This is a genomic window from Pleomorphochaeta sp. DL1XJH-081 (genome assembly GCF_049310885.1).
Lineage (GTDB): Bacteria > Spirochaetota > Spirochaetia > Sphaerochaetales > Sphaerochaetaceae > CAYZJV01.
The window spans coordinates 246,100-270,499 of record NZ_JBMDYO010000003.1; the positions used below are offsets into that span (position 1 = coordinate 246,100).

Annotated in this window: 21 protein-coding genes; 16 read left to right on the forward strand and 5 right to left on the reverse strand. The window is 45.9% G+C overall.

Annotated elements, in window-relative coordinates; translation table 11 throughout:
- Positions 1-2 precede the first annotated feature (2 nt).
- The 15 genes from ACODJP_RS07705 (at position 3) to ACODJP_RS07775 (ending at position 18,153) form a co-directional block, all read left to right on the forward strand.
- Positions 3-779: an SDR family NAD(P)-dependent oxidoreductase gene (locus tag ACODJP_RS07705; RefSeq protein WP_422480184.1), complete on the forward strand. Its 777-nt coding sequence runs from the start codon at positions 3-5 to the stop codon at positions 777-779.
- Positions 780-795: 16 nt separating this feature from the next.
- A complete protein-coding gene (locus tag ACODJP_RS07710; protein WP_422480186.1) occupies positions 796-1,974 on the forward strand; it encodes an MFS transporter in 1,179 nt (392 codons plus the stop codon).
- A complete protein-coding gene (locus ACODJP_RS07715; RefSeq protein ID WP_422480188.1) occupies positions 1,971-2,891 on the forward strand; it encodes a glycyl-radical enzyme activating protein in 921 nt (306 codons plus the stop codon). The genes ACODJP_RS07710 and ACODJP_RS07715 overlap by 4 nt, the downstream gene beginning before the upstream one ends.
- Positions 2,888-5,224, forward strand: coding sequence for a pyruvate formate lyase family protein (locus ACODJP_RS07720; protein ID WP_422480190.1), 2,337 nt, complete (start codon positions 2,888-2,890; stop codon positions 5,222-5,224). Before ACODJP_RS07715 ends, ACODJP_RS07720 begins: the two co-directional genes overlap by 4 nt.
- A gap of 2 nt (positions 5,225-5,226) precedes the next feature.
- Entirely contained in the window at positions 5,227-5,694 is a 468-nt protein-coding gene (locus tag ACODJP_RS07725) for an ureidoglycolate lyase (RefSeq protein WP_422480192.1), read from the forward strand.
- 16 nt (positions 5,695-5,710) lie between these two features.
- A complete protein-coding gene (locus ACODJP_RS07730) occupies positions 5,711-6,556 on the forward strand; it encodes an MBL fold metallo-hydrolase (RefSeq protein ID WP_422480194.1) in 846 nt (281 codons plus the stop codon).
- 127 nt (positions 6,557-6,683) lie between these two features.
- Complete coding sequence (locus tag ACODJP_RS07735) at positions 6,684-8,984, forward strand: ROK family protein (RefSeq protein ID WP_422480196.1); 2,301 nt, start codon at positions 6,684-6,686, stop codon at positions 8,982-8,984.
- 86 nt (positions 8,985-9,070) lie between these two features.
- Positions 9,071-10,099: an ABC transporter permease gene (locus tag ACODJP_RS07740; RefSeq protein ID WP_422480198.1), complete on the forward strand. Its 1,029-nt coding sequence runs from the start codon at positions 9,071-9,073 to the stop codon at positions 10,097-10,099.
- A gap of 9 nt (positions 10,100-10,108) precedes the next feature.
- On the forward strand, positions 10,109-11,629 hold the full coding sequence (locus ACODJP_RS07745) for a sugar ABC transporter ATP-binding protein (RefSeq protein WP_422480200.1): 1,521 nt from the start codon (positions 10,109-10,111) through the stop codon (positions 11,627-11,629).
- Between the two features lie 14 nt (positions 11,630-11,643).
- On the forward strand, positions 11,644-12,630 hold the full coding sequence (locus ACODJP_RS07750; protein ID WP_422480202.1) for an ABC transporter permease: 987 nt from the start codon (positions 11,644-11,646) through the stop codon (positions 12,628-12,630).
- A 38-nt stretch (positions 12,631-12,668) separates the two neighbouring features.
- Positions 12,669-13,463, forward strand: a complete 795-nt coding sequence (locus tag ACODJP_RS07755; protein WP_422480204.1) for an SDR family NAD(P)-dependent oxidoreductase — start codon at positions 12,669-12,671, stop codon at positions 13,461-13,463.
- Positions 13,450-14,502, forward strand: a complete 1,053-nt coding sequence (locus ACODJP_RS07760; RefSeq protein ID WP_422480206.1) for a zinc-dependent alcohol dehydrogenase — start codon at positions 13,450-13,452, stop codon at positions 14,500-14,502. Before ACODJP_RS07755 ends, ACODJP_RS07760 begins: the two co-directional genes overlap by 14 nt.
- 24 nt (positions 14,503-14,526) lie before the next feature.
- Positions 14,527-15,582, forward strand: a complete 1,056-nt coding sequence (locus tag ACODJP_RS07765; RefSeq protein ID WP_422480208.1) for a zinc-dependent alcohol dehydrogenase — start codon at positions 14,527-14,529, stop codon at positions 15,580-15,582.
- 19 nt (positions 15,583-15,601) lie between these two features.
- Positions 15,602-17,116: a xylulokinase gene (xylB, locus tag ACODJP_RS07770; RefSeq protein WP_422480210.1), complete on the forward strand. Its 1,515-nt coding sequence runs from the start codon at positions 15,602-15,604 to the stop codon at positions 17,114-17,116.
- Between the two features lie 38 nt (positions 17,117-17,154).
- Positions 17,155-18,153 (forward strand): SMP-30/gluconolactonase/LRE family protein, encoded by a 999-nt coding sequence (locus tag ACODJP_RS07775; RefSeq protein WP_422480212.1) that lies wholly within the window; start codon positions 17,155-17,157, stop codon positions 18,151-18,153.
- A gap of 1 nt (position 18,154) precedes the next feature.
- Here the strand turns inward: ACODJP_RS07775 and ACODJP_RS07780 are convergent, their stop codons facing one another.
- From ACODJP_RS07780 to ACODJP_RS07800, 5 genes are all read right to left on the reverse strand, one after another.
- A complete protein-coding gene (locus tag ACODJP_RS07780) occupies positions 18,155-18,646 on the reverse strand; it encodes a deoxycytidylate deaminase (protein WP_422480214.1) in 492 nt (163 codons plus the stop codon).
- Positions 18,643-19,581 (reverse strand): alpha/beta hydrolase, encoded by a 939-nt coding sequence (locus ACODJP_RS07785; RefSeq protein ID WP_422480216.1) that lies wholly within the window; start codon positions 19,579-19,581, stop codon positions 18,643-18,645. Before ACODJP_RS07785 ends, ACODJP_RS07780 begins: the two co-directional genes overlap by 4 nt.
- 141 nt (positions 19,582-19,722) lie before the next feature.
- Positions 19,723-20,949 carry a sodium ion-translocating decarboxylase subunit beta gene (locus tag ACODJP_RS07790; protein ID WP_422480218.1) on the reverse strand — a complete coding sequence of 409 codons (1,227 nt, stop codon included), beginning with the start codon at positions 20,947-20,949 and terminating at the stop codon, positions 19,723-19,725.
- A gap of 12 nt (positions 20,950-20,961) precedes the next feature.
- Positions 20,962-23,073, reverse strand: a complete 2,112-nt coding sequence (locus ACODJP_RS07795; RefSeq protein WP_422480220.1) for a biotin/lipoyl-containing protein — start codon at positions 23,071-23,073, stop codon at positions 20,962-20,964.
- Between the two features lie 21 nt (positions 23,074-23,094).
- Entirely contained in the window at positions 23,095-23,367 is a 273-nt protein-coding gene (locus ACODJP_RS07800) for an OadG family protein (RefSeq protein WP_422480222.1), read from the reverse strand.
- Positions 23,368-23,576: 209 nt separating this feature from the next.
- On the opposite strand from ACODJP_RS07800, the gene ACODJP_RS07805 reads away from it, so the two are divergent.
- Positions 23,577-24,395, forward strand: coding sequence for an Mrp/NBP35 family ATP-binding protein (locus ACODJP_RS07805; RefSeq protein WP_422480224.1), 819 nt, complete (start codon positions 23,577-23,579; stop codon positions 24,393-24,395).
- Positions 24,396-24,400 lie beyond the last annotated feature (5 nt).

Here is a 24,400-nt window from a genome sequence, read left to right on the forward strand (position 1 = left end):
CTATGGCAAATGTATCTTTCGACTTTTCAGGCTCTAGGATACTCGTTACCGGTTCTACAAAAGGAATCGGTAAGGAGATTGCCCTCCAGTTGATGGCAAATGGAGCAAGTGTGGGTATTACTGGAAGGGACGAGGAGTCTTTGGCTGCTATTTGTTCTATGGCTAGGGAGAACGGTTGGATATGTGAATCATATGCCGCCGACCTGACAGATGTTTCTACCATAAAACCTCTCGTGGAGTACTTTGTAGGGGCTTTTGGGGGTCTCGATGGTCTAGTGAATAATGCAGGTATCAATATCTGCGAACCGATGGGTGTACTTTCAGCTGAATCGGTCAAAAAAGTGGTAGAATTGAACCTTATTGCTCCCATGCTCCTCACCAATGAGGTGGTACCCTCTATGAAAAAGACTGGAAAAGGCCGAATTGTTACCGTAGCCAGTCTTTCCAGCGTTACTGCGTTTCAAGATCATAGCGCCTACTGTGCCTCCAAGGAGGGTTTGTTGGGCTATGTGAAGGTTTCTGCTATGGAATTGGGGAGCTATGGAATTACAGTCAATGCAGTAGGTCCTACTGTTGTATTGACTGAGTTGGGTAAAGAGGCGTGGGATACCGACCCAGAAAAGCGACGTAGGATGGAGAATTTCATCCCCATGGGGCGATTTTTGGAGACTACCGATGTAGCACCCACGGTCCTGTTCCTTCTTTCGGATGCCGCATCCATGATTTCTGGGGAGTTCATCCTCATCGATGGTGGCTATATGGCAGGAAAAGGCATATAGAAGAAAGGGGAAAGAATTGGAACACAAAGGAAGACCTCTTCAACCAATGCCCAGAGTCCTCATACTCATTTCCTCTTTATCTATGTTTATCATGGGTTTTTCCGATGTACTGAAAGGAAGTGCTGTTGCTGAAATGGTTTCCTCCCTTCAAGTTGACTATGCCCTAGGTGGCATAATCCTCGGGATTACCTACTTTGGATTTTTTGTCGGCACCTTAGCGACAGTTCCGCTTCTAAAAAAGATTCCAGTAGCGAAAATGCTTTCCGCTTCGGTAGTGATTACTGCCTTGGGTGTCTTATTGTTCGGTTTCGCATCATCATCCATACTTATTATTTTTGCAACATTTTTAACAGGAATGGGATGTGGTTTGATCGATGTCTCGGCCAATCTATCGACGAGAATCGCTGCATCGCCCGATCGAGTAGGTAGGGAGCTTAACCAAGTAGCTTTCTTCCATGGTGTGGGAGCTATCCTTGCTCCCTTGTTCGCAACTATGGTTCTTGGATATTTTACCTCATGGCAGTATATCTATCGCCTGGCAGCTATTGTTTTGGTGGTTTCAGTCTTTATAGTTACCAGAGGGGTTTCCAGAAGTGGGTTGGATGATCGTGTCGTCTATGAACCAAACCAAAAATTCGTTTGGACGTGGCAGTTTGTCGTGTTGGGTGGATTCTTGTTTTGGTATATGACGTTGGAGGCAGGAATATCGGGATGGCTGATTGCTTATGTCAGGCAAGAGGCTGCTCTCTCTGAAAAATTGTCCAATACCTATCTCTCCCTATTTTTCATCATGCTCACCATAGGAAGATTCTTGAGTAGCAGATATGTGGATAGAATCGGATTGTTGAAAACCATCATCATACATGTCTTGGCGGTATTGATAATGGTCAGCTTGCCTTTGCTCTTTGTCCAAGCCCATTTCTTGTTGCCCTTATCCGGTCTTTTCATGGCTCCTCTTTTTCCGACTACAGTGGCTCTTCTTGTTGATGATCTCGGCATGGTTGGATTGAGAACAACAGGAGCCTTCTTTTCCATTGCAGGATTGGGAGGATTGGTTGGTCCATGGTTGATTGGATATATCTCTAGGGAAGTTTCTCTCAGAATTGGATTTGGTATTTTGCCCCTATTTGCACTAGCTTTTATCGTGCTCACTATCATCTACCTTCTACAGAAGAGAAGAAAGGTGGCTATATGATAGGACGATATTCCCATATCCAACGATTCAGTACAAAAGACGGCCCTGGTATTCGCACGACGGTGTTTATGAAAGGGTGTAATCTGGATTGCCGATGGTGCCACAACCCTGAGACCATACCATATCGACGTTTATTGCATTATACTACAAGTGCTTGTGTTCATTGTGGTTCTTGTGCCCGGGTTTGTCCTACTGGAGCCACTACGATGAAAGATGGAAAAAGACAATTCGACCATACCTTATGTGATGGGTGTGGAAAATGTGTGGACGTATGTCGTGTCGATGCATTAGGTCTCTCCGGTACCGATATCAGTGCAAAATCACTCGCTAATCTACTGTTACGTGACTATGACTATTATCTCGATTCCCACGGGGGAGTGACCTTTTCTGGTGGAGAACCTTTCTTACAAGCCGACTTTTTGTTACAGGTCTCTACATTTTTGAAGGAAAAAAATGTTTCTATCGCTATCGATACAGCCTTCAATATACCTTGGAGCACGATGGAACCTTTGTTGGCTATGACGGATCTACTACTCATCGACATTAAAAGTATGGACAGGGAGAACCATTACCGATGTACCGGTGTATACCCGGACTTCATCTGGCAAAATTATAGGAAACTCGAAGGTACCGATATTCCTTTTCTGGTCCGTATGCCTTTGATATCGGGAATGAATGATTCGGACCAGGAGATTGATCTTGCTTGTAGATTCCTTCAAGGGCGGTCCAATCTAGTCGGGGTGGAAATTCTTCCTTATCATGATCTTGGAGTCGACAAGACTAAAACGTATCAAGGTTCTGTCAAAGAGCAAGAGAAATTCACGACTCCCACTTCAGAACGGATGTGGGAAATAGCTGAAAAATTTGAAAAGTATGGTGTTCCTGTCTTAGGAACCTATGGTGGAGGTAAGATATGATACCTGAACATGTAAAGAAATCGATTGAAACATGGTTTGATAAAAGTGATGAAGCCACATTTTATGAGCGGATTGTTCTGCAGCAAGAGGCTGTCGAGAAATATGGGAATGAACCGTTCGCAATTAGACACGGGCATATCCTCGAGCACATTCTCAAGCACATGACTGTATTGATTAAAGACGGAGAACGGATTGTAGGGTCGGTGGTAGAGATAATCCCTACAGATGAACAACGGCAATATGCAGAGTCTCTGAGCAACGAATGGTGGGGTCCTCAAGTATCAGAGGAAGAACGACAGAGGCAAGTCAGTTACTATTTTTCTCCAGGTTGGGTGAAGCGTCGGAATCCAGTGTTCTTTTCACTAGGACACCTTGCTTACGATTGGGAGACGATAATTGGCAAAGGTCTTCTCTGGTACACCGAAAAAGTTGAATCTATATTGGAAGAGGGTAAGTTTGCAGAAGATAAAGATAAGACGAATTTTCTCAAAGGTGCTTTGATATCCTATAAAGCCCATACCAATTTTATCCTCCGTTATGCTGATGAAGCTGCCAAATTGGCTCAAGCATCACAACAAGAAGAAGAGCGCAAACGGTTGGAAGAGGTCGCGGAAGTTTGTCGTCATATCGCTACTGGAAGTGCACGAACTCTTCAAGAGGCTTTACAGCTCATTTGGCTTGTTGTTCTTGTTTCCCAGAAGACCGCTGGCTGTGGTGTTTTCAACTTTTCACGGATGGACCAGTATCTTCTTCCCCTGTTCAACAGCGATATCGAGAATGGTCGCATGAATGAAGAGCAAGCCCTCGGTTTGATTATTGAATTCTATAATAAGAATAACGAGATCATGTTCCCTGCGGATCATATGTCCCAGGAACATGAATCGGTGATCAAAAACCTTGAGGTTTCCTACGATGACCCCAATTACCTTACGGTAGGAGGTAAATTGGATTCCCAGACGTCTGCAGTTAATAGGCTATCATTCCTCTTTATTAAAGCAGCGAACCTTTTGAGACTGAAAAATCCGTTTGTTGTAGTTCGTTGGCATGAGGGGATTGATCGGGATTTTTGGAATGAAGTTATTGATTCGATGCGCAATAATGCGACAGTCGTTGTCTATAATGACGATACAATGATCCCTGCTTTGCTCGAATTTGGTGTCGAAGAGAAGGATGTCTATTCATATGGATTTTATGGGTGTAATGATCCAAATATTCCGGCCTTGGAGGGTGGTTTACGTCAGTTGTGGATGAATCTGGTCTGGCCGTACGAATTAGCACTCAACGGTGGAAGACCTTTTTCCGAGCCCGATAGATCAGTGAATAAGAATTTTGGAATTACCGACAGGATTCAAATCGGTCTCATGAGTGGACCCTATGTGGGAAAGCACTTTCCTGTGGATGCTCCGTGTCCTTCAATGGATGTATTCATCGACCGATACCGACAGCAGATGTCATTCCTTCTCGATCAGTATCGCATAATCATGGAAAAGGATTACGAATCAGAAGCACAATGGAATAGAGGACATATCCGTATCGAAGATTTGTTCCTCGACGGTACGATTGACGAAGCCACATCATGGATTGTCGGAGGTACCAAGTATCATAAGGTTACTCTTCAGGGAAGTGGTTTGGCGACTGCAGTCGATTCATTGGCTGCTATAGATATCGCAGTCTTCAAAGAAAAACGGTACACGTTGGAAGAATTGCGTACAGCAATTGCTGCGAACTTTGAAGGGTATGAAGAGATGCGGACGTATCTATCACGTTTGCCCAAATTTGGAAACGATCTGGATTCGGTTGACGAATATGCCAAGGTGGTTGTCGATGCCTTTGCCGATGCTGTGGTCAAAATGAATAAAGAGCGTAAAGGATTATACACATACATGCCTACGATCTCGACCGATCGTGATTTCACTACGATGGGTCAATGGCTTGCTGCGAGTGCCGATGGAAGATTAGCTGGAGAGCCGATAAGTGAAAACCAGTCTCCCTATATTGGTGCGGACAAATCTGGTATGACGGCATTACTGAACTCTGTAAGTAGGGTTCCTTTCAACCGTATCGCAGGCGGACCGTTGAATCTTCGATTGCATCCCTCGACCGTTGAAGGGAGAGAAGGATTGGCCAAGCTGGCATCCCTTATGGAGGTTTATCTTCGTAAGGGTGGGTTGCAAGCCCAGATGAATGTAGTTGGAAGGGCAGAATTGATCGAAGCACAAAAACATCCGGAAAAGTATAAGAATCTCTGTGTTCGGGTGGTAGGATATGCTGCCTATTTTGTCCAAATGGGCAAGAAGGCTCAAGACGAATTAATTCAAAGGACGGAGTTGTAATGATGAAAATCCAAACATTGGAAAAGAAAACTTTCGCTGAATTTGGTGAGATCCTCTCGATGGACGATGTTCCCTCAGTCGATACTGCAAATGAATTTGATTTCCATGACACGGCTCAGGGTATCAAGCTGGCTTCCCGTTGTTGTACCGGGGTCCTTTCATGCCGCCATAGACCTCGGAAAGTGGTGAAGATGGAACGACATCATGAATCGAGTGAAGTAATTGTCGCGCTCGATGGTGATATAGTTATGATGATGGCGCCTTCGGATGATGAATTAGAAAACAATACGCGGATTCGGGCTTTTATGATTAAACAAGGCCAAGCTATAGTTATGAAGCCCAACACATGGCATTGGATTCCATTTCCTGTAGACAAACACGATGTCCATGCCTTGGTACTTTTCAAAGACGAGACCGGTGCGAACGATCTCCATTTCAGGGATCTGACTGTACCTATCGTCCTTGACTGAAAGAGTGGAGGGTAATATGGAGACGTTTCGTAAAAGGCATATCGATCTACCGATTTCGCGAAAGGATGCCTTTCCAGAAGAAGGTGTTCATTTCATTTGGTTGGGACAGTCAGGATTCCTATTCGCGGTGAATGGCACCTTGGTGCTCGTGGATGCGTACCTTTCCAATTATCTGGAAAATAACCATGGAGACTTGCCTTATGAGCATGGTCGGATGGTAGCACCCCCGGTGGACGAAGATCTCTACCCGGAGATTGATCTTGTAGTAGTCACCCATGGGCATGAAGACCATTTGGATCCTCTCTTAATGCAAAGACTTGGACATGTGAATAAAAAAGCGGTATTTGTTGTCCCCCCAGGTTGTGTTGCCGCTTTGCAATCGTGTGGAATACAGGAGAATAGAATTCAGACTGTCTCACCTGGGAAGGCCTTTTCAAAAGAAGAGGCTATCCATATCGAGGGATTCCCTGCTGCACATCCTGTAGCCGATTTCAACCCTGAAACAGTATGGGCTCTTTCGTACCGACTTCATTTTGGTCAGCAAAAACTACTTTTTGCAGGTGATACGACTGTCTACAAAGCATGGTCCGAATGGGTTGCAAAAGAACCTTTTGATCTTTGTATTTTACCTGTGAATGGAAGGGACCCAGAAAAAGAAGCAAATGGTATTGTGGGTAATATGGATTTTCATGAGGCGATTATCGTTGCCTTAGCAAACCGTACACCACTATTGGGCACACATTTTGGCATGTTTGCATTCAATACGATCGAAGAGGAGAGCACTAGGCAGGAAGTAGTGGAACTCGGACTCCAAGATGTTGTTGATCTTACGAGGTTTGGAACCCTATATTCTTTTAGTTAAAGTCTTTAAAGTTAATTTATTTCTATTTCTCTCGAAGGTGTAATTACTCTTAGGTTTTAAAACCTGGTTAAAAAAATAGTTTATAAAATAGGTTGACAAACTAAAAAGCTGTGGTACGCTTCAAGATATGAAGCGCCAGTCGGTCAAGCATAACAATAGGAAACTCATTATCGATTTTCTTCGTACACAAGAAGAAGTATCCATAGCCCAGATAGCCAAGGCGGTTCGTGTAAGTGTTCCGACAGTAAAGAAAGTACTTGATCATTATATACAGATAGGGTTGGTTTCTCTTACTGGAAAAGGTGATTCCACTTTGGATGGTGGAAAACGTCCTGACTTATACTGTCTGAACGGTTCCTACGGATATGTTATTGCCTTACATGTTGGGCCTGACTTTCTCTATGCTGCCATAACCGATCTCAAACTACACACGATCCACTCTATCCACGAACCAGTTCTAGATTCGCCATCGGTGGACTCTGTGATTGATCGATTGGTGGAGATTGCTCGCTATTTCAGGGATTCCAAATGGGCACAAGACAAGACCTTGGTTGATGTAGTGATAGCGTTACCTGGAATTGTGAATGCCTATGTCGGTGAATCTGTCTATTCACCCCACTATCCACAATGGCCAAATGACTATCCATTCCTCCGTGAGTTCGCTGAACGGTTCGATATGGACGTTCCCATATATATGGATGGCGTAAACCGACTACAGGCTGTTGCCGAAATGATGATTGGGCAAGCAAAGGGGAAGCGGAATTTCTTGATTGTGGATGCTATGGAAGAGGGTGTAGGAGCGGGAATCGTAGTCGAAGGCTCAAACATCCATGGTTTCAACCAACTCTCTGGAGAAATTGGGCATGTCATTGTCGATAGACAGGGTCCCGATTGTATTTGTGGAGGCAGAGGTTGTTTTGAGGCAGCTGTATCTTTGAAGCATATCGGAAGCATGATTCATGATGGGTATGAATCACACTCGAGTTCTGCATTATATATCCACTCCTCTCCGCAAGATGTTACGTTGGCTGATATTTTCAGACACGCAAGCACCGACTCCTTTGCAAGAGAACTACTCGATAGGATTGCCACATACTTCGCTATTGGAGTGAATAATGTATTAATGATTGTGGATCCTGAACTCATCATTCTTCAAGGTATCTATGTCGATGCCGGTGATGGTTTCATTGAGATGATCAGAACCAAATTAGGAGAACTTTCCCTTCCTCGTGTACGGAGGGATCTCTCGATAGTCTATACCGATTTTGGCTTGGAAAGGGGGGGCCTTGGGTGCAGGCTGTTTTGGCGTATCCCAATACTTTGGGGAAATCGAATTGTACAAGTAAACATACCTGCGTTGCGGGTAGGAATATACAAGGAGGAACGTATGAAAAGAAAGAGTATCCTTTTAATGGCATTGGCACTGCTATTGCTGGTGTCTCCAGTGTTCGCACAAGGAGCTTCGGAAGCTAAAGCCGCCGAACCAACCACATTGGGAATCGCTATCAGGACATTGACCAATCCGTACCAGGCTAACTACAAAGTTGGAGCCGACATGTATGGAGAGATCGAAGGACTGCCGGTTGTTGCCCTTACCTGTGAAGGTTCCAGTGAAAAGCAACTTAACGATGTCCGTGCTTTAGTTGCAAGGACAAACGGCAATGTCGTTTTCATGATTGACCCTAACGAATCGCCGAACGTCATTCCACTTGCACGTGAATTGGATGCAGCTGGTGTCTATTGGGTCTCTTGGTGGAACAAGCCTGAAGATGTAAAGGTTTGGGACTACAAGACATGGGTAAGCCATATTTCTTTCGATGGAATTAGTGCCGGAGAATTCACAGCTGAAAAGTTGTTCGAGTCATTCGACTACGATGGTAAGATCATCGCACTGCAGGGATTGCTTTCCAATTCGATTGCTCAGGACCGTTTTACTGGACTTATGAATACTTTGGAAAAATATCCTGATGTCGAACTTGTGGCCTATGAAGCTGCTGATTGGGACAGAACCATCGCTTATGAAAAGACCCGTAATATGTTGGTCGCAAATCCCGATATCAAGGGTATCTGGGCTGCGAACGATAATATGGCTCTTGGAGCTCTCGAAGCACTTCGCGCAGTCGGAAAGGCAGGTCAAATTCTGGTTACCGGTACCGACGGAACCATGGAAATCTATGAAGCCATCAAGAATGGTGAAGCTGCAGCAACCGTATACAATGACAGTACTTATCAGGCAGGAATTGGATTGGCAATCGCATTGGCAGCCAAGAATGGTGAAATTGATGTAGCAAAGCTTCCCAAGGAGAACAGACAGTTCTTTGCTGAAGCAACAAATGTCGATATCACGAATGTAGACGAAGTTATCGCTGGAGCAGCTGAGTATGATTTTGAAAATCTGTTCGGTTCTTTCTCCCGTGCTATGGATTGATTACTTCTCTGTGTAACACAAAGTCTCCGATGTACGGGTTTCCCGTACATCGGTTTGACATGCTAGGCAAAAGGAAGTGAATTCGTATGGAAACAAAGAAAATCAAAAATATTGAGAAACTACAGAAAATACAATCGAGATTATCCGAATCGACTGCAGGAAAAGTATACAGGGCTTTGCCGGTTTCGGGACAGATTCTGTCGCTGGGCATTGTCATCCTGATCTTCTCGATTGGCACCGGTGGTCAGTATCTCCATTTGCCTAATATCATGACTATTCTCGGTCTAGCGGCAATTCCGATGATTCTCTGTCTTGCTGTACACCAGGTAATTATTATGGGAGCTATGGATCTCTCACTCGAGGGAATAGTAGCCATCACTGCAGTTGCTTCAGGATTATTCCTACGCAATTCGGTCAATGCGAATGATGTCGGCTTTTGGATCATTCCCATCGTCCTGATTGTCGGTGGTTTGGCTGGCATGATAAACGGCCTTCTCAATACAAAATTACGCATGCCTTCATTTATCAGTACGCTAGGTATGAGTTGGACGCTATTCGGTTTTGCAATCATGATAAGCAAAGGTTCAAGTATTCCACTTCGTGATACCCGTTTCCAGAAGGTCCTCATTGCCAATTTCCTTGGTATACCGGTCGTGTTCCTCATCGCTTTGGCTCTTGGATTGTTCCTTTACTTTATTCAGCGGAAAACAAAATTGGGTAAGCACATGTATGCCATTGGCGGAAATGAGGTTCTTGCAAAACAGGCAGGTGTGAAAATCGATAAAATCAAGATTACCATATTTACGATAACTGGAATGATCTATGGACTTGCAGGATTGATGTTAGTTGCTCGATTGAATAGCTCTGCTGCACGATTGGGCAATAATCTGCTCTTTCCAGCCATGACCGCAGTTGCGGTTGGGGGAGTCTCCCTCTCTGGTGGTGTTGGAGGTGCACTAAACGCAATTTTGGGCACCATAATTGTAGTTGCTTTGAACAATGGACTAGTCTTGATGCAGGTAAATCCATATATGCAGAGTGCGGTCAATGGTATCGTGTTGATTTGTGCGGTTGCACTTACGATCGATCGGAATAAGATCGGTGTCATAAAATAGGAGGCCTGTATGAATAAGAAGAAAATCATTGAGTTCAAAGGCATCCGAAAGGTATTCCCCGGTGTTGTGGCTCTCAAAGGTTTCGATATGGATATCTATGAAAAAGAGATTCTCGGACTGGTAGGAGAGAATGGTGCCGGAAAATCGACTCTTATGAAGATTTTGACTGGTATCTATCAACCTGATGGAGGTCAATTCATCCTGAGGGGACAACCGGTGGTGATGCATGATTCCTTAGATGCGATCGAACAAGGAATCGGTATGGTGTTCCAAGAAGGGTCTATACTTCCCAACCTCACCGTTGCGGAAAACATGTTCCTGTGCCATGAGAAGGAGTTTTCTCGCCATGGTATCGTCTCTGAGCCTATGATGCGTGCAGAGGCAAAAAAAGTTCTCCAGGAGAACGATCTCAACATCAGTCCATCGACTATGTGTTCAACGCTGAGTCCTGCACAAAACCAGATGGTGGAGATTTCCCGCCTGCTCTGGTTGTCCCGCCTATATAAACATGAGAATCCGATACTGATACTCGATGAACCAACTACTGTTCTTTTAGAGAAGGAAATTAACATTCTGTTTGGAATCCTTAAAAAGATCAAAGAACATGCTACGGTCATATTGATCTCCCATAGGCTTGAGGAGATTGTGGAGAATAGTGATAGGATCGTGGTTATGAAGGATGGCGACTATGTCACCGATATGCTTCAGGCAGATGCCGATACCAATAAGATTGAGCAGTTGATGGTAGGACGGGACTTAGCTGAGGGCTATTATCGTCGAAACGAACAAGTAGATCCGACTGAGGAGGTCGTTCTTGAAGTCGATAACCTCAGTATCGAGAACATCTTGGAACCTATCTCCTTCAAGTTACATAGAGGAGAAATACTCGCGATGGTTGGACTCATCGGTTCTGGAAAAGAGGAGTTGGTGAAGAGTTTGGGAGGATCGGTTGTTGCAAGCAGTGGTACTATCAAGCGAAATGGTAAGCAAGTGACTATCAAGCAACCAAAACATGCCATCGCAAATGCTATCGGATATATACCTATAGACCGCCGAATAGAAGGCCTCGCAACCGATTTGGATATTGCCGAGAACATCAATATGTTGGTCTTTAAGAGGTTGAAGCATCTGGGGCTCATTAGCGGGAAGAAAGAGCGTGAAAATGCTAAACATTGGATGGATATCGTTAAAGTAAAGGCGACCAGCCATCGTATGAAGTGTGGAAACCTGAGTGGTGGAAACCAACAGAAGGTTGTTTTGGGCAAGTGGCTTTCAGCCGATTCTGAGGTCTTGATCGTAGACCATCCAACACGAGGCATCGATGTCGGGGCAAAAGATGAGATCTACCACCATATCCGTACCTTGGCAAAGCAGGGCAAGAGTATGATCATCATGTGCGACACATTGGAAGAAGATATTGGTCTGTGCAACCGCATGTTGATACTTAAGGATGGCAAGCTGGTAGATGAGGTATCTTGTCCCCCTGATGACAAGCCTACTCCCGCCGACATAATCGAATCTATCGTGTAATGGAGACCAAGAATATGAACATAAAGAGTAATAAGAAGATGTCAGCTGGAACAAGGATATTGAAGAAAATCGCCGGATTGCCCGCAATCGCCTATGCGTTGGGCATGCTTGTGATTTTTATCATCATCTTTTCTGTAGGTAGTTCTTCATTCTTGAATAGTTACAATATCCTCACCATAGGTAATTCAGCTGCAATTTTGCTGGCTGTAGCCATGGGTCAAGTCTTTGCTATTCTTACAGGCGGTATCGATCTTTCTGTAGGTGGAATCATGTCTTTGGTTTCTGTTGTGCTCATGAAGACCTTGGAACCTCTGGGCTTCTGGGCATATCCGCTAAGTCTCGGAGTTGGTGTCTTGGCTGGGCTGTTCAATGGTCTGGTGAATGCGAAGTTCAGAATCCCATCATTTATAACAACCTTGGGTTCCAATGGAATTTTCATCAGTATCGCCTACATGATCTCGATAAAGCCCCTTTCTGCACCATCATCAGCATATGGAGTCATGGATCTCATCAATGGTATGACTTTCGGAATCAGAAATATCATGTTGATAGGTATAATCGTCTTTATCCTGTTTTTGGTTATACAGCGCTATACTGTTACGGGAAGAAGTATCATGTTATTAGGGAGCAATGAAAAGATGAGTTGGCTCAGTGGAGTCGATATCTTCAAGATGAGGACGCTAGCTTTCACGCTCTCAGGACTGGGGGCTTCTATTGCTGGAATCATGCTGGCAAGTAATCTATACAGTGGATATCCAACCCTTGGTACAGTCTATATTCTGAATTCCATCGCTTCAGTTGTAATTGGTGGAACTGCTATGACCGGTGGTGCTGGAGGGGTCTTGAATACCCTTGTCGGTGTATTGGTGATGAGCGTGATAAACAATGGTATGAATATCATTGGGATCGATGTCTATGCCCAACAATCGTTCTTGGGAATCCTGGTCATAGTTGCAGTGGCCATATCATTTGATAGATCCAAACTTTCGGTGATAAAATAACTCTAAAAAAATATGAGGAAATATAAGGAGAAATACCTATGGATTTAAAATTGAAAGGAAAAGTGGCCGTTGTGACCGGCGGTAGTGTCGGTATCGGATTGGCTGTTGCCCGTAAGTTTGCCGAAGAGGGCATGAATGTCGCTATTATGGCTAGAGGAGCCGAACGGGCAACTGAAGAGGCTAAGAAAATCGTAGACGACTATGGTGTAAAAGCAATCGGTGTTGCCTGTGATGTCTCAAAAGCACAAGAGATTGATAGTGCCGTGAAGACGATCATGGATACATTCGGCGGTGTCGATGTATTGGTAAATAACGCCGGTACCGGTAGTGAAGAGACTGTCATGGAGGCTTCCGATGAAAAATGGCAATACTATTGGGATCTCCATGTTATGGCAGCCATAAGAATGTCGAGAGCTCTCATACCTTCTATGAAAGAACGCAAGGGTGGTGTGATTATTCAGACCGCTTCTATCTGTGCAAAGCAGCCCCTATGGTATGAACCCATCTACAACACAACGAAAGCGGCATTGGTGATGTTCAGCAAATGTCTTTCCAATGAGGTCATAAAAGATAACATCCGGGTAGTTACCGTAAGTCCTGGTTTAGTCCTTACTCCCGATTGGTGGAAAACAGCTGGAATCCTCAGCGAAAAAGAGGGTATTACTCCCAAGGAATACCTGGACAATATCGCAAAAGAGAATGCTCCTATCCAGCGCTTCGCTTCACCTGAGGAGATTGCAGAATTCTATGCATTCATAGCTTCCGAGAAGGCCAGCTACAGTGTTGGTTCCAACTATTCATTGGATGGAGGGTGGTTACGTGTCATTGACTAATAAAACTATGCGACAGGCAGTTATGACTGCCCCAGGGCAGATTGAGATCAATGAAGTTCCGGTTCCTGTTGTTTCCGGTGACCAGGTTCTGGTCGATATTGCTTATATCGGCGTATGTGGAAGTGATATCCACGTATATTTGGGGAAACATCCCTATACGCCATATCCTGTAGTTCAGGGGCATGAAGTCTCGGGAAAGATTGTTGCTGTAGGCGATGCAGTTACCAAGGTTAAAATCGGTGACCGTGTTACCATAGAACCTCAGGTAGCGTGTGGTACCTGTTATCCCTGTAAGCATGGAATGTACAATATCTGTAATAACCTAAAAGTAATGGGATTCCAAACCACGGGAACCGCCTCGGATTATTTTGCTGTTTCGGAACACCACATCGTAAAGTTGCCCGACGATATGGATTTTCGCTTCGGGGCGATGATTGAACCGTTGTCCGTAGGTGTGCGAGCAGTAAAGAAAGCCGGAAATATGAAGGACAAGCAGGTTCTGGTTATTGGAGCCGGTCCAATCGGCAACCTGGTCGCCCAGACCGCGAAGGCTCTCGGAGCTTCCAAAGTGATGATCTCGGATGTGAATAAGTTGCGTCTCGAGAAAGCTTTGGCAAGTGGGATTGATGTGGCTGTTAATGTCAAGGATGAGAAATTGTCCGAGGCTATCGATAGGGAGTTCGGAGCCGATCGGAGGGCTGATGTCATCTTCGATTGTGCTGGCGTACAACAAGCGATTTCCAGTGCGGTATCGGTAGCAAGAAAGGGTTCAGATATTGTTGTAGTTGCTGTTTACGAGGGTGTTCCTCAGGTTGATATGGCTTATATAAATGAATGTGAGATCCGAATCATTGGTACAGCCAGATACAATTTTGACGATTTTAAGACTGCGATTTCTCTTGTTGAAGAGGGCAAGATCCAATTGGGTGAACTCATTACTGATGAGTTTGAGATACCCGATTATCTTAAGGCTTACCAAAAGATTGAGAAGACACCTGAGACAACCATGAAAGTTCTAGTGCATGTTCATGCATCGTAGCAAAGACCGGAGGAGGATAGATCGATGAAATCCATTGCAGTCATAGAGCCTGGGAAGTTGGCGATAGTAGAATTACCCGAACCCACTTTGGGGCCTTACGATGCTATGGTTAAAAGTGAGGTGGCGTTCATCTGTAACGCCACCGATCGTAAAGTCGTCGATGGTCACTTCCCTGGTATGGATAGCAGTACCTATCCGCTCCTGCTTGGCCATGAAAATGTAGGGACGGTCTGTGCTATCGGACCCAAGGTGCGGACATTCAAGGAAGGAGATCGTGTAATCGGAGGTCTCTTGCTCGATCCTCCAGGAGGAACCTATGGTTCCGGATGGGGAGGATTCTCACAGTATGTCGTCGTACGGGATCATGCCGCTATGGTTGCCGATGGTACGGCAGATGCTGAACATGGATGGAATGATTCTTTCCAGATCATGCGAAAAATCCCCCATGAGACTGATCTCGGTGCAGCTGGGTTACTGTGTACCTGGAGAGAGGTCTATGCGGGTATGTTTACCGATTTTTCATTCAAAAAAGGCAAGGACCTGGTTGTTTTTGGAGCAGGTCCGGTGGGATTGAGTTTTATCCGTTTCGCCAGATTGAAGGAAATGGGAAAAATCATCAGCTTGGATCTTCTTCCGTCAAAGAGAAAACGTGCTTTGGCAATGGGAGCCGATGAAGCGCTTTCTCCCGATGAAACTGGATTCAATCGATTGAGGGAATTATTCCCCCAAGGAGTCGATTACCTGGTAGATGCCGTTGGAAGAAATGAGATAATCCAATCGGCCATACCTTTGGTTCGGATGGGGGGATCGGTTTGTGTATACGGAGTATTGGGCAATCCGATGGTGAGCTTCAATAAAGAACAAGGACCCTATAATTTTAACCTTCTTATTCATCAATGGCCTACCAGATGGGCAGAAGCCGAGGCTCAGGACCATTTGTTGCCTTGGTTGGAAAAAGGAGTATTGGATCCGTCCGATTTCATAACCGGCACATTTTCGATAAAAGATTTTACCGAAGCATATGCTGCTTCACAGCAGCAGGATGCGATAAAGACCATGGTTGATTTCAGCGCATGGTGAAACAAAGGGGAGGACATGGATGAGCGGTCGACTTCTGTTGGCACATGATTTGGGAACCAGTGGGAACAAGGCGACCTTATTCGATATGGAAGGGAATCTCTTGGGCAGCAAGACTGTTCCGTATAAGACGTTCTATTCCAACATTACCTGGGCTGAGCAAGATCCCCAAGCTTGGTGGGATGCCGTATGTTCTTCTACCCGCGCGATTCTTGGAAGCCACAAAGCTGAGGATATCGGTGTTGTCGCTTTCAGTGGACAGATGATGGGCTGTCTTGCGGTAGATGAGAAAGGTGTTCCACTAAAAAACCATATCATCTACAGTGACCAACGGGCAGTGAAACAAACCCAGTCACTCGTTGAAAGGATAGATGCTAAACGGGTCTTTGAGATCACTGGTCATAGGGCAAGTCCCTCATACGCAATTGAGAAGCTGATGTGGCTACGGGATAATGAACCCGAAGTTTATAAAAATACCCACAAGATGCTAAACGCCAAAGACTATATCAATTTCAAGTTGACCGGAAGGATGGTCACTGAGTTTAATGATGCCAGTGGAACCAATGCATTGGATCTTAAGAAATTGGCTTGGTCAGAGGAAATCATTGAAGCTGCTCGGGTGGATATATCTAAATTCCCGGATCTTATACAATCGATCGGGATTGTAGGAGAGGTTACAGCGCAGGCAGCTCAAGCCACAGGATTGAAGAAGGGAACTCTTGTGGTCGCCGGTGCAGGAGATGGAGGCTGTGCTACCGTAGGGATTGGGAGTGTACGTCCAGGGATAACCTACAATTACATCGGTAGCAGTAGTTGGATCAGTACCACCAGTACCGAGGTCTTGCAAGATGCCGAGATGAAAAATTTCACTTGGGCACACCCGGTACCGGGATATATGCAGCCTTGCGGAACCATGCAAACTGCCGGCTCCTCCTATGCTTGGTTGAAAGAACAGTTGGGACAGTGGGAGATACATGAGGCCGCCAAGAAGGGAATAAATCCATACCGGCTGTTAGATGGTCAAGTAGAGCAATCTTCTGTCGGAGCCAACGGTGTCCTCTTTCTTCCATATCTTCTTGGAGAACGTAGTCCCCGATGGAATCCAGATGCAAAAGGAGCTTTCATCGGGCTTACCTTGGAAAGGACCAAGGCCGATATGTTTAGAGCTGTGCTCGAAGGTATAACCATGAACCTCAGCCTTATTCTTGATGTCATGAAAGCACAAGTTCACATACAGGAAATGCGCGTATTGGGAGGAGGGCCGAAGGGTAAGCAATGGCGTCAGATTCTAGCCGATGTCTACGATCTTCCGATAATTGTGCCAAAGTATCTTGAGGAGGCTACCAGTATGGGAGCCGCAGTAATTGGTGGTGTAGGTGCTGGATTGCTTGATTCTTTTGATAGGATCGAGTCGTTCATCCAATTTACCGATCGTGTGGAACCTAATAGACAACACGTGGAAAGATACCGACAAATCCGCCCATTATTCGATGAAGCATATCATGCATTGGAACCATTGTTTTCAAAATTACAGTGAAACGAGAATGTTGAAACAATAGGGAGGAAGAGTCCACGATGTTCGAACCAAAATTGTTTGCCTTGCTTGATGAGTATGTGACGACACCCGATGGTATGACCGTTGCATCAAATGGAGATCTGGTCCTTGCTTGTCCAAATTATGCCGACCAGAGTAGACCCGGATGTCTGGTTAGATTCAATGAGAAACGGAAAGCCCACAAATGGGTTGAGGTCCCTGTCCATCCAGAAACAGGACTTGCCTCGCCTATGGGTATAGAGTTCGGACCAGATGGTGATCTGTATATATGTGACAACCAGGGATGGCCGGGAAAACCAGAGCTGGCATTCAAAGGACGGATACTACGTCTTAGGGTCGAAGGTGATCGCATAGTCAAGACAACAGTTGTCGCAACAGGAATGGAACATCCGAATGGGATGCGTATCCGCGATGGATATGTCTATGTAACTCAGAGTATGCTGGGAAAGGTTCATCATCCTTCGGGTCTGTTGACCAGTTGTGTATATCGTTTCCCGCTTGATGCGAAGAATATTCAGGTATCGAATACTCTCTCCGATGAACATATCATCTATACCGTCTTGACCCATAATCCTAACTGCCAATATGGATTAGATGGAATCGAATTCGACCATGAAGGAAATCTTATTGTAGGAAATTTCGGTGATGGTACCCTCCATCGTATATGGTTCGATACAAACCGTAATGTGAAAGGTAATGAACTGTGGGTCAAGGACTCTGAAAATCTGAAAAGTACAGATGGGATGAAGATGGATGAAAAAGGAAACCTATATATAGCCGATTTCTGTGCAAATGCGATTGCCCGTGTATCGCCTGAAGGTGTTGTTTCCAGGATAGCCCAAAGCCCTGATACCGATGGTTTCAATGGTGAATTGGACCAACCTGGGGAGCCTTGTATCTGGAACGGCATGTTAGTGATCTCATGTTTCGATCTCGTGACCGATGATTACAATATCAACACCAAGCATGAGCTTCCAGCGACGCTTTCATATCTTCCTCTGGATAAAATTTCTCAGTAGTTCAGGCTTCGACAACAAAGGATATAGTGATTTCTTTTCTTCCGGGTTCAAGTTTCCTCAAGGAGACTCCAGCTTGATTCAACATTCTTTTGGATGCGATAACACTGTCGGTACCATCATACTTGTCCGATAGATAGACTATCTCTTTGATACCAGCTTGTATAATAGCTTTTGCGCACTCGTTGCAGGGAAATAGCGCTACATAGATGGTCGAACCTTTCAGGTCACGAGAGATGCTGTTGAGAATCGCGTTGAGCTCTGCATGGCACACATACGGATATTTAGTGTCGAGAAAACAACCTTCCCGATCCCATGGAAGAACATCATCATCACAGCCTGAAGGAAATCCGTTGTATCCAACACCGACAATCTTCTTGTCTGGATTGACGATACATGCCCCGACTTGGGTGTTTGGATCTTTGCTCCGGTCTGCCGAAAGTAGTGCTACTCCCATGAAATATTCGTCCCAACTGATATAATCCTGTCTTTTCATTGTGATGGATTCTCCTTGTGGTTTGAATCGAAGAATGTGAGGATCTCCGATGTGAGTTCTTTCTGGATCGATGGATACATCAGCAGGATGTGGCGATTATGGTCACTGGTCATACGGGTCGTCCTAGATTTGAATGGTTGTGCCTGTACTGCCGACTGGATAATACCCAAGTTTTGGAATGCGATGGTCTTGTCCCCTTCATCATGAATTGAGAAGAGGGGAACGGTAATCTGATGTAGGTTTCTCCTGATGTCTTTCAGTGCATGCATAAAGCTCACTCCGCCTTTCACAAAAGCCCCTCCATAACCAATCCATAGCTCTTCACCATCATTCTTCTTTTTCCCTCCAGTATGGATACGGGGGCGAATGGCAGGTGTGACCAGCGAGACCAAACGCATGAAATAATATCCCCATTTTTGTATGACGCCCAATGCCAAATCATTTAGAAAAACTGGAGCGGCAATCGTAGCTAGGGCATCGGGAGCATTGGAAGTCCCCGAGAATTCTTCTCCCAATCTGAGAGCCATGGCACCACCCATGGATGTCCCTATGACAAATAGGTGGTCATATTCACTCCGTTTGTCCTTATAATAGGCCTGCAGATACTCATACCATTGGGTAAATGTCGTTTGATATAGGTCCTTTGGCTTGGTTCCGAATCCAGGTAATAGGGGGGCATATACATCATAACCATATCCATAGGCTTCATGGGCTGCATACTCATAGGTATACGGAGTACTCGGATACCCATGGATCATGATGATAGCCTGCTTAGCCGGAGGATCATGTTGAAGGATAATAGGGAGGCAGCGAGGATCGAATACCTGGTCTTCGTTTGGATTGATCGGTTCAGTCTGTTTGTCCCGATATCCCCAAAGGAGAGCACTCCAGCTGAAAGCTAATAGCAATACTGCTGCAACAAGGATATATACCATACAAACCAGCATAGACGATAATCGACGAGCGAGCAAGTTCCAACACTGTTATATAATCACTCGTGATCTGTCAACAGATCATTAGGAACATGAAAAACGGCCCTCCCGATGGAGAGCCGTTACAAAGAAATCCAGTAATGATTACATGAATACTGCCAAGGCAGGACGAAGACCGTCTACCAGAGGTTCCATGTAAGGGACAATAGCCAACAGGACACCAGCAGCTACTGCAGAACCAAGGACTCCAGCAACGTTCGGACCCATGGCATGCATGAGAAGGAAGTTCTGTGGGTTATACTCTTGGCCCACTTTACTGGAAACACGCGCTGCCATAGGAACAGCAGAAACACCGGCAGAACCAATAAGTGGATTGACAGGGTGTTTCTTATCCAGCTTGTTCATCACCTTCGCTATAAGGACACCCGTTCCGGTACCGAATGCGAAAGCGACCATTCCCAGTACCAAGATTCCCAAGGTATTGAGGTTGAGGAAGTGGGCAGCCTCCATCTTCGAACCGACTGAGAGGCCGAGGAAGATGGTGACTGTGTTCATCAATGCGTTCTGCATCGTGTCACTCAATCGGTTGGTGACTCCACACTCTTTTGCTAGATTTCCAAACATGAGAGCTCCAACGAGAGGTGTAGCCGAGGGGAGCAGGATCGCACATACCGTAAGAACAGAGATCGGGAAGAGAATCTTCTCGACCTTTGAAACGGGCCGAAGCTGTTCCATCTTAATCAAACGTTCCTCTTTTGTAGTGAGTAGACGCATGATAGGTGGCTGGATGATGGGAACCAAAGCCATGTATGAATATGCTGCGACGGCAATCGAACCTAACAGATCCGGTGCTAGTCGGCTAGTCACATAGATAGCCGTAGGACCATCGGCACCACCGATTATACCGATTGAGGCTGCTGCATGAAGGTCGAAATTGATTCCCGGCAAGAAGGAGAGCAAAAGAGCTCCCAACAGAGCGAGAAAGATACCTACCTGGGCTGCGGCACCTAATAGCAAGGTCTTAGGGTTTGCGATGAGTGGTCCGAAGTCGGTCATTGCTCCTACACCCATGAATATGAGGATTGGGAACAATCCCGTCTCGATACCCATGTCGTAGAGGAGTTTAATGAATCCGACACCTCCCGAAGTGCTGGAGGGGTCCACACCTGCAATATATGCGTATGGAATATTGGCTAGGATACAACCGAACCCGATAGTTACGAGCAAGAGAGGTTCGAAACCTTTTGCGATGGCTAGGTACAACAACACAAATCCCACGAGGATCATGATGAGATTGCCCCATCCACCGGCGGCAAGGAATCCAACCAGGCCGGTTGTCTGCCATAATTGCGAAAATGCTTGTCCAATCATGTCAAAACTCCCTTACCCGATTACTGCGAGTACGTCGTCCGCTTTCAACTGGTCGCCTTGTTTGACCAGGATCTTTTTCACCGTACCAGAGATAGGAGCGAAAATTTCGTTCTCCATCTTCATGGCTTCCATGACCAAGAGAAGACCATTTTGTTGTACCTGATCTCCCTCTTTTACATCGATACGCAAGACGAGTCCTGGCATCGGAGCCTTGACTTCGGTCTCTGCGCCAGAGGACGGAGCCGGAGTTGCACTAGCTGCAGGTGCGGGTGCTGAAGGCGCTGCAGCTGCAGGTGCCCCTTCGCTACCGATAACAAGCAAGATTTCATCTGCATTGAGTTGGTCGCCCTGTTTTACCTTGATCTCTTTTACAGTGCCGGAAACAGGAGCGAAAATTTCGTTCTCCATCTTCATAGCTTCCATGACCATTAGCACATCATTCTCTTTTACCTTGTCACCTACCGATACGTTAGAACGGAGGATGAGTCCTGGCATGGGAGCTTTCACGGGAACATCGGCACCAGTGCTAGCGGCGGGAGCCGAAGCGTTGGTAGAAGGAGCTGCTATGCCCTCTTGGATATCAAGGGGATAGGCAACACCATTGACTACAGCTTGATTATCTTTCAGCTCGACGGCGTAGATGTTGTTGTTGACCTTGACCGTATAGGCGTTTGAGCCACTTTTGGCTGGTGCAGGAGCAGCCGGCTCAGCTTTCTTCTCAGCACTCTTCAAACGCACGCCATTGACCTTTGCATTTCCAGACAGGAAGAGGATTCCCTTCTCCTTACAGGAAGCTGCGATGAAGATGTTCTCTTCCGTGATCTCAATATTTTCAGCCTTAAGCATAGCAATAGCTGCATCTCGACCTTTCTTGGGATCCTTGTCATTAATATCGACAGCAATTTCTTTGGTCGGCTCCAGTTTAAGCTGCTCTGAAGATATTTTGACTACAGTTTCATCGGGTTCAACAGGAGTCCTTCCAAAGTAACCGAGTACCATTTTTCCATACCCCTCGGCAATTTTCTTCCAAGGACCGAACATGACATTGTTGAATGCCTGCTGGAAATAGAATTGAGAAACAGGAGTTACACTTGTCGCATAACCACCCTTGGCTACGACATCGGCCATCGCATGTGTAATTTCAGCGAAGCGGTCCATGAGACCGTTGTCACGCAACATTTGCGTATTCGCAGTTAAAGCTCCACCAGGAAGAGGGGAGAATGGGATGATCGGGTTTACCTGAGTTGCTTCGGGGGGAAGGAAGTAATCACTCATGCAGTCCTGGAAAACGCGCTCAGCCTCCATGACTTTGTCGATATCGACATCGAGTGTAAAATCGGTTCCACGGAGAGCATGCCACATGGTAATCACGTCGGGCTGACACGTACCACCGGAGACCGGCACCATGGAAAGATCGACCTGATCTGCGCCTGCTTCCAAGGCACTCACATACTGTTGGATACAGACTCCAGCGGTTTCATGGGAGTGGAATACGATATTCATATCCTTTCCAAGGAGCTTTCTTGCACGTTTGATGGTCTCATGTACGATCTTTGGTGTACTGGTTCCTGAAGCATCCTTGAAACAGACAGAATCATACGGAATTCCGGCATCAAGTATGTTCCTAAGTGTACTCTCGTAGAACTCCGGATCGTGGGCTCCTGTAGCACCGGGAGGAAGCGCCATCATCGTTACACAGACTTCATGGCGGGCACCTGCTTCATGTATAGCCCTACCACTATCGATGAGGTTGTTCACATCGTTCAATGCATCGAAGTTTCGAATAGTTGATATACCGTGCTTCTTGAATAGATCGGCATGCATCTTGATGATATCGCGTGGCTGTGAATCGAGTCCGACTACATTGATACCTCTGGAAAGGGTCTGTAGATCGGCATCCGGTCCTGCCACTCGGCGGAAATCATCCATCATCTTGAATGCATCTTCATTGGTATAGAAATAGAGCGATTGGAATCGTGCTCCACCGCCTGCTTCAAAGTGATTGATTCCTGCAGCCTTGGCGGCTTCGACAGCTGGCAAGAAATCTTTGGTGAATACTCTGGCTCCATAGACCGATTGGAATCCGTCTCGGAAAGCCGTACACATGAATTTTACCTTTTTCATAGGAACTCCTTGGATGTGTGTCTAGCGCTTCGAATGCGCGATTGCTGCGGCAACGGCCGCGGCGATCTCTGCTCCCGAATTATCGGCAACGGGTGAGCCAGAGACGGATACGGGACGTTTGGTCACAGTAGTGACTTTTTCGGGAAGGTACTTCTTTACGAACGCAGAAAGTCCTTTGGTCGTGAATACCAACAGCGTAAGGAAGAGGAATACAACCCCCATACCTATGACCAGCAGTATCAGACCATTGTTTACTTGCTCGAGAAGAAGTTCTTTCGGCAATTGGTGTAGCATGTGCTGTGCTCCTTGAATTTTATTGTATACACCGGTAATGACCGGGGTAAATGAATTCAATCTACTATAGCTGGAATACGTATGTCTTTCAAGGTATAAGTTTTATAAACTTCATCCCCTAGGTATAGTCTACGCTGTGACAGGGAGTCGATTATCCTTGATTTTTCCCTCTTCCCTCACTACAGTTTGGAGAGTATCGGAGGTAAAGGATGGCCCCAATCGATTTCGGAAAACGGGTAGAACAACGTACGGCCATACGGTCCCATATGGACAAGATCGAACGCAAAATTCTGGTCATGAGTGGGAAAGGTGGAGTGGGGAAAACCACGATAACCGTCGGCTTGGCAAAAGCTTTGGCTGCCGAAGGGCTCCGGGTAGGAATTCTCGACATCGATTTGCATGGACCGAATGTAGCAAAGATGTTGGGTGTTGATCTTGCCAATCGATTCCATCAAGGAGAAGACGGGCTGCTCGAACCGGTGGAAGTAATGCCGAACCTTCATATCGCGGGTGTCGATTCTGCCATGGAGGACCAAAGCGATGCGGTCATCTGGAGAGGTCCGATGAAGAGCATGGTAATTAACGATCTCTTGGCAAGAGTATCATGGGGGCCACTCGACTATTTGTTTATAGACTCTCCCCCCGGCTCCGGTGACGAGCAATTGACTGTCTGTAAAAGCATTCTCGAGCTCACTGGAGCTATAATCGTTACAACAGCGCAAGAAGTCGCGATACTGGACGCTGTGCGTAGTGTAACTTTCTGTCGTAAGATGCACATAGCTATCCTTGGACTTGTTGAGAATATGAGTGAGTTGGTATGTCCGCATTGCCACCATGAGTTACGAGTGTTCGGCTCTGGTGGTGGAAACGAGATCGCCCGTAAGGTTGATGTTCCCTTCCTCGGATCGGTCCCCATGGCTGTTCATACAATGGATGGTAAGGGGAATCCCGATCAGGTGTATGATTCGATTGCCAAAATAGCCAAGATACAAGTAGAGAGTATCCAATGTAGTAACCCAACAAAATAGGAGAA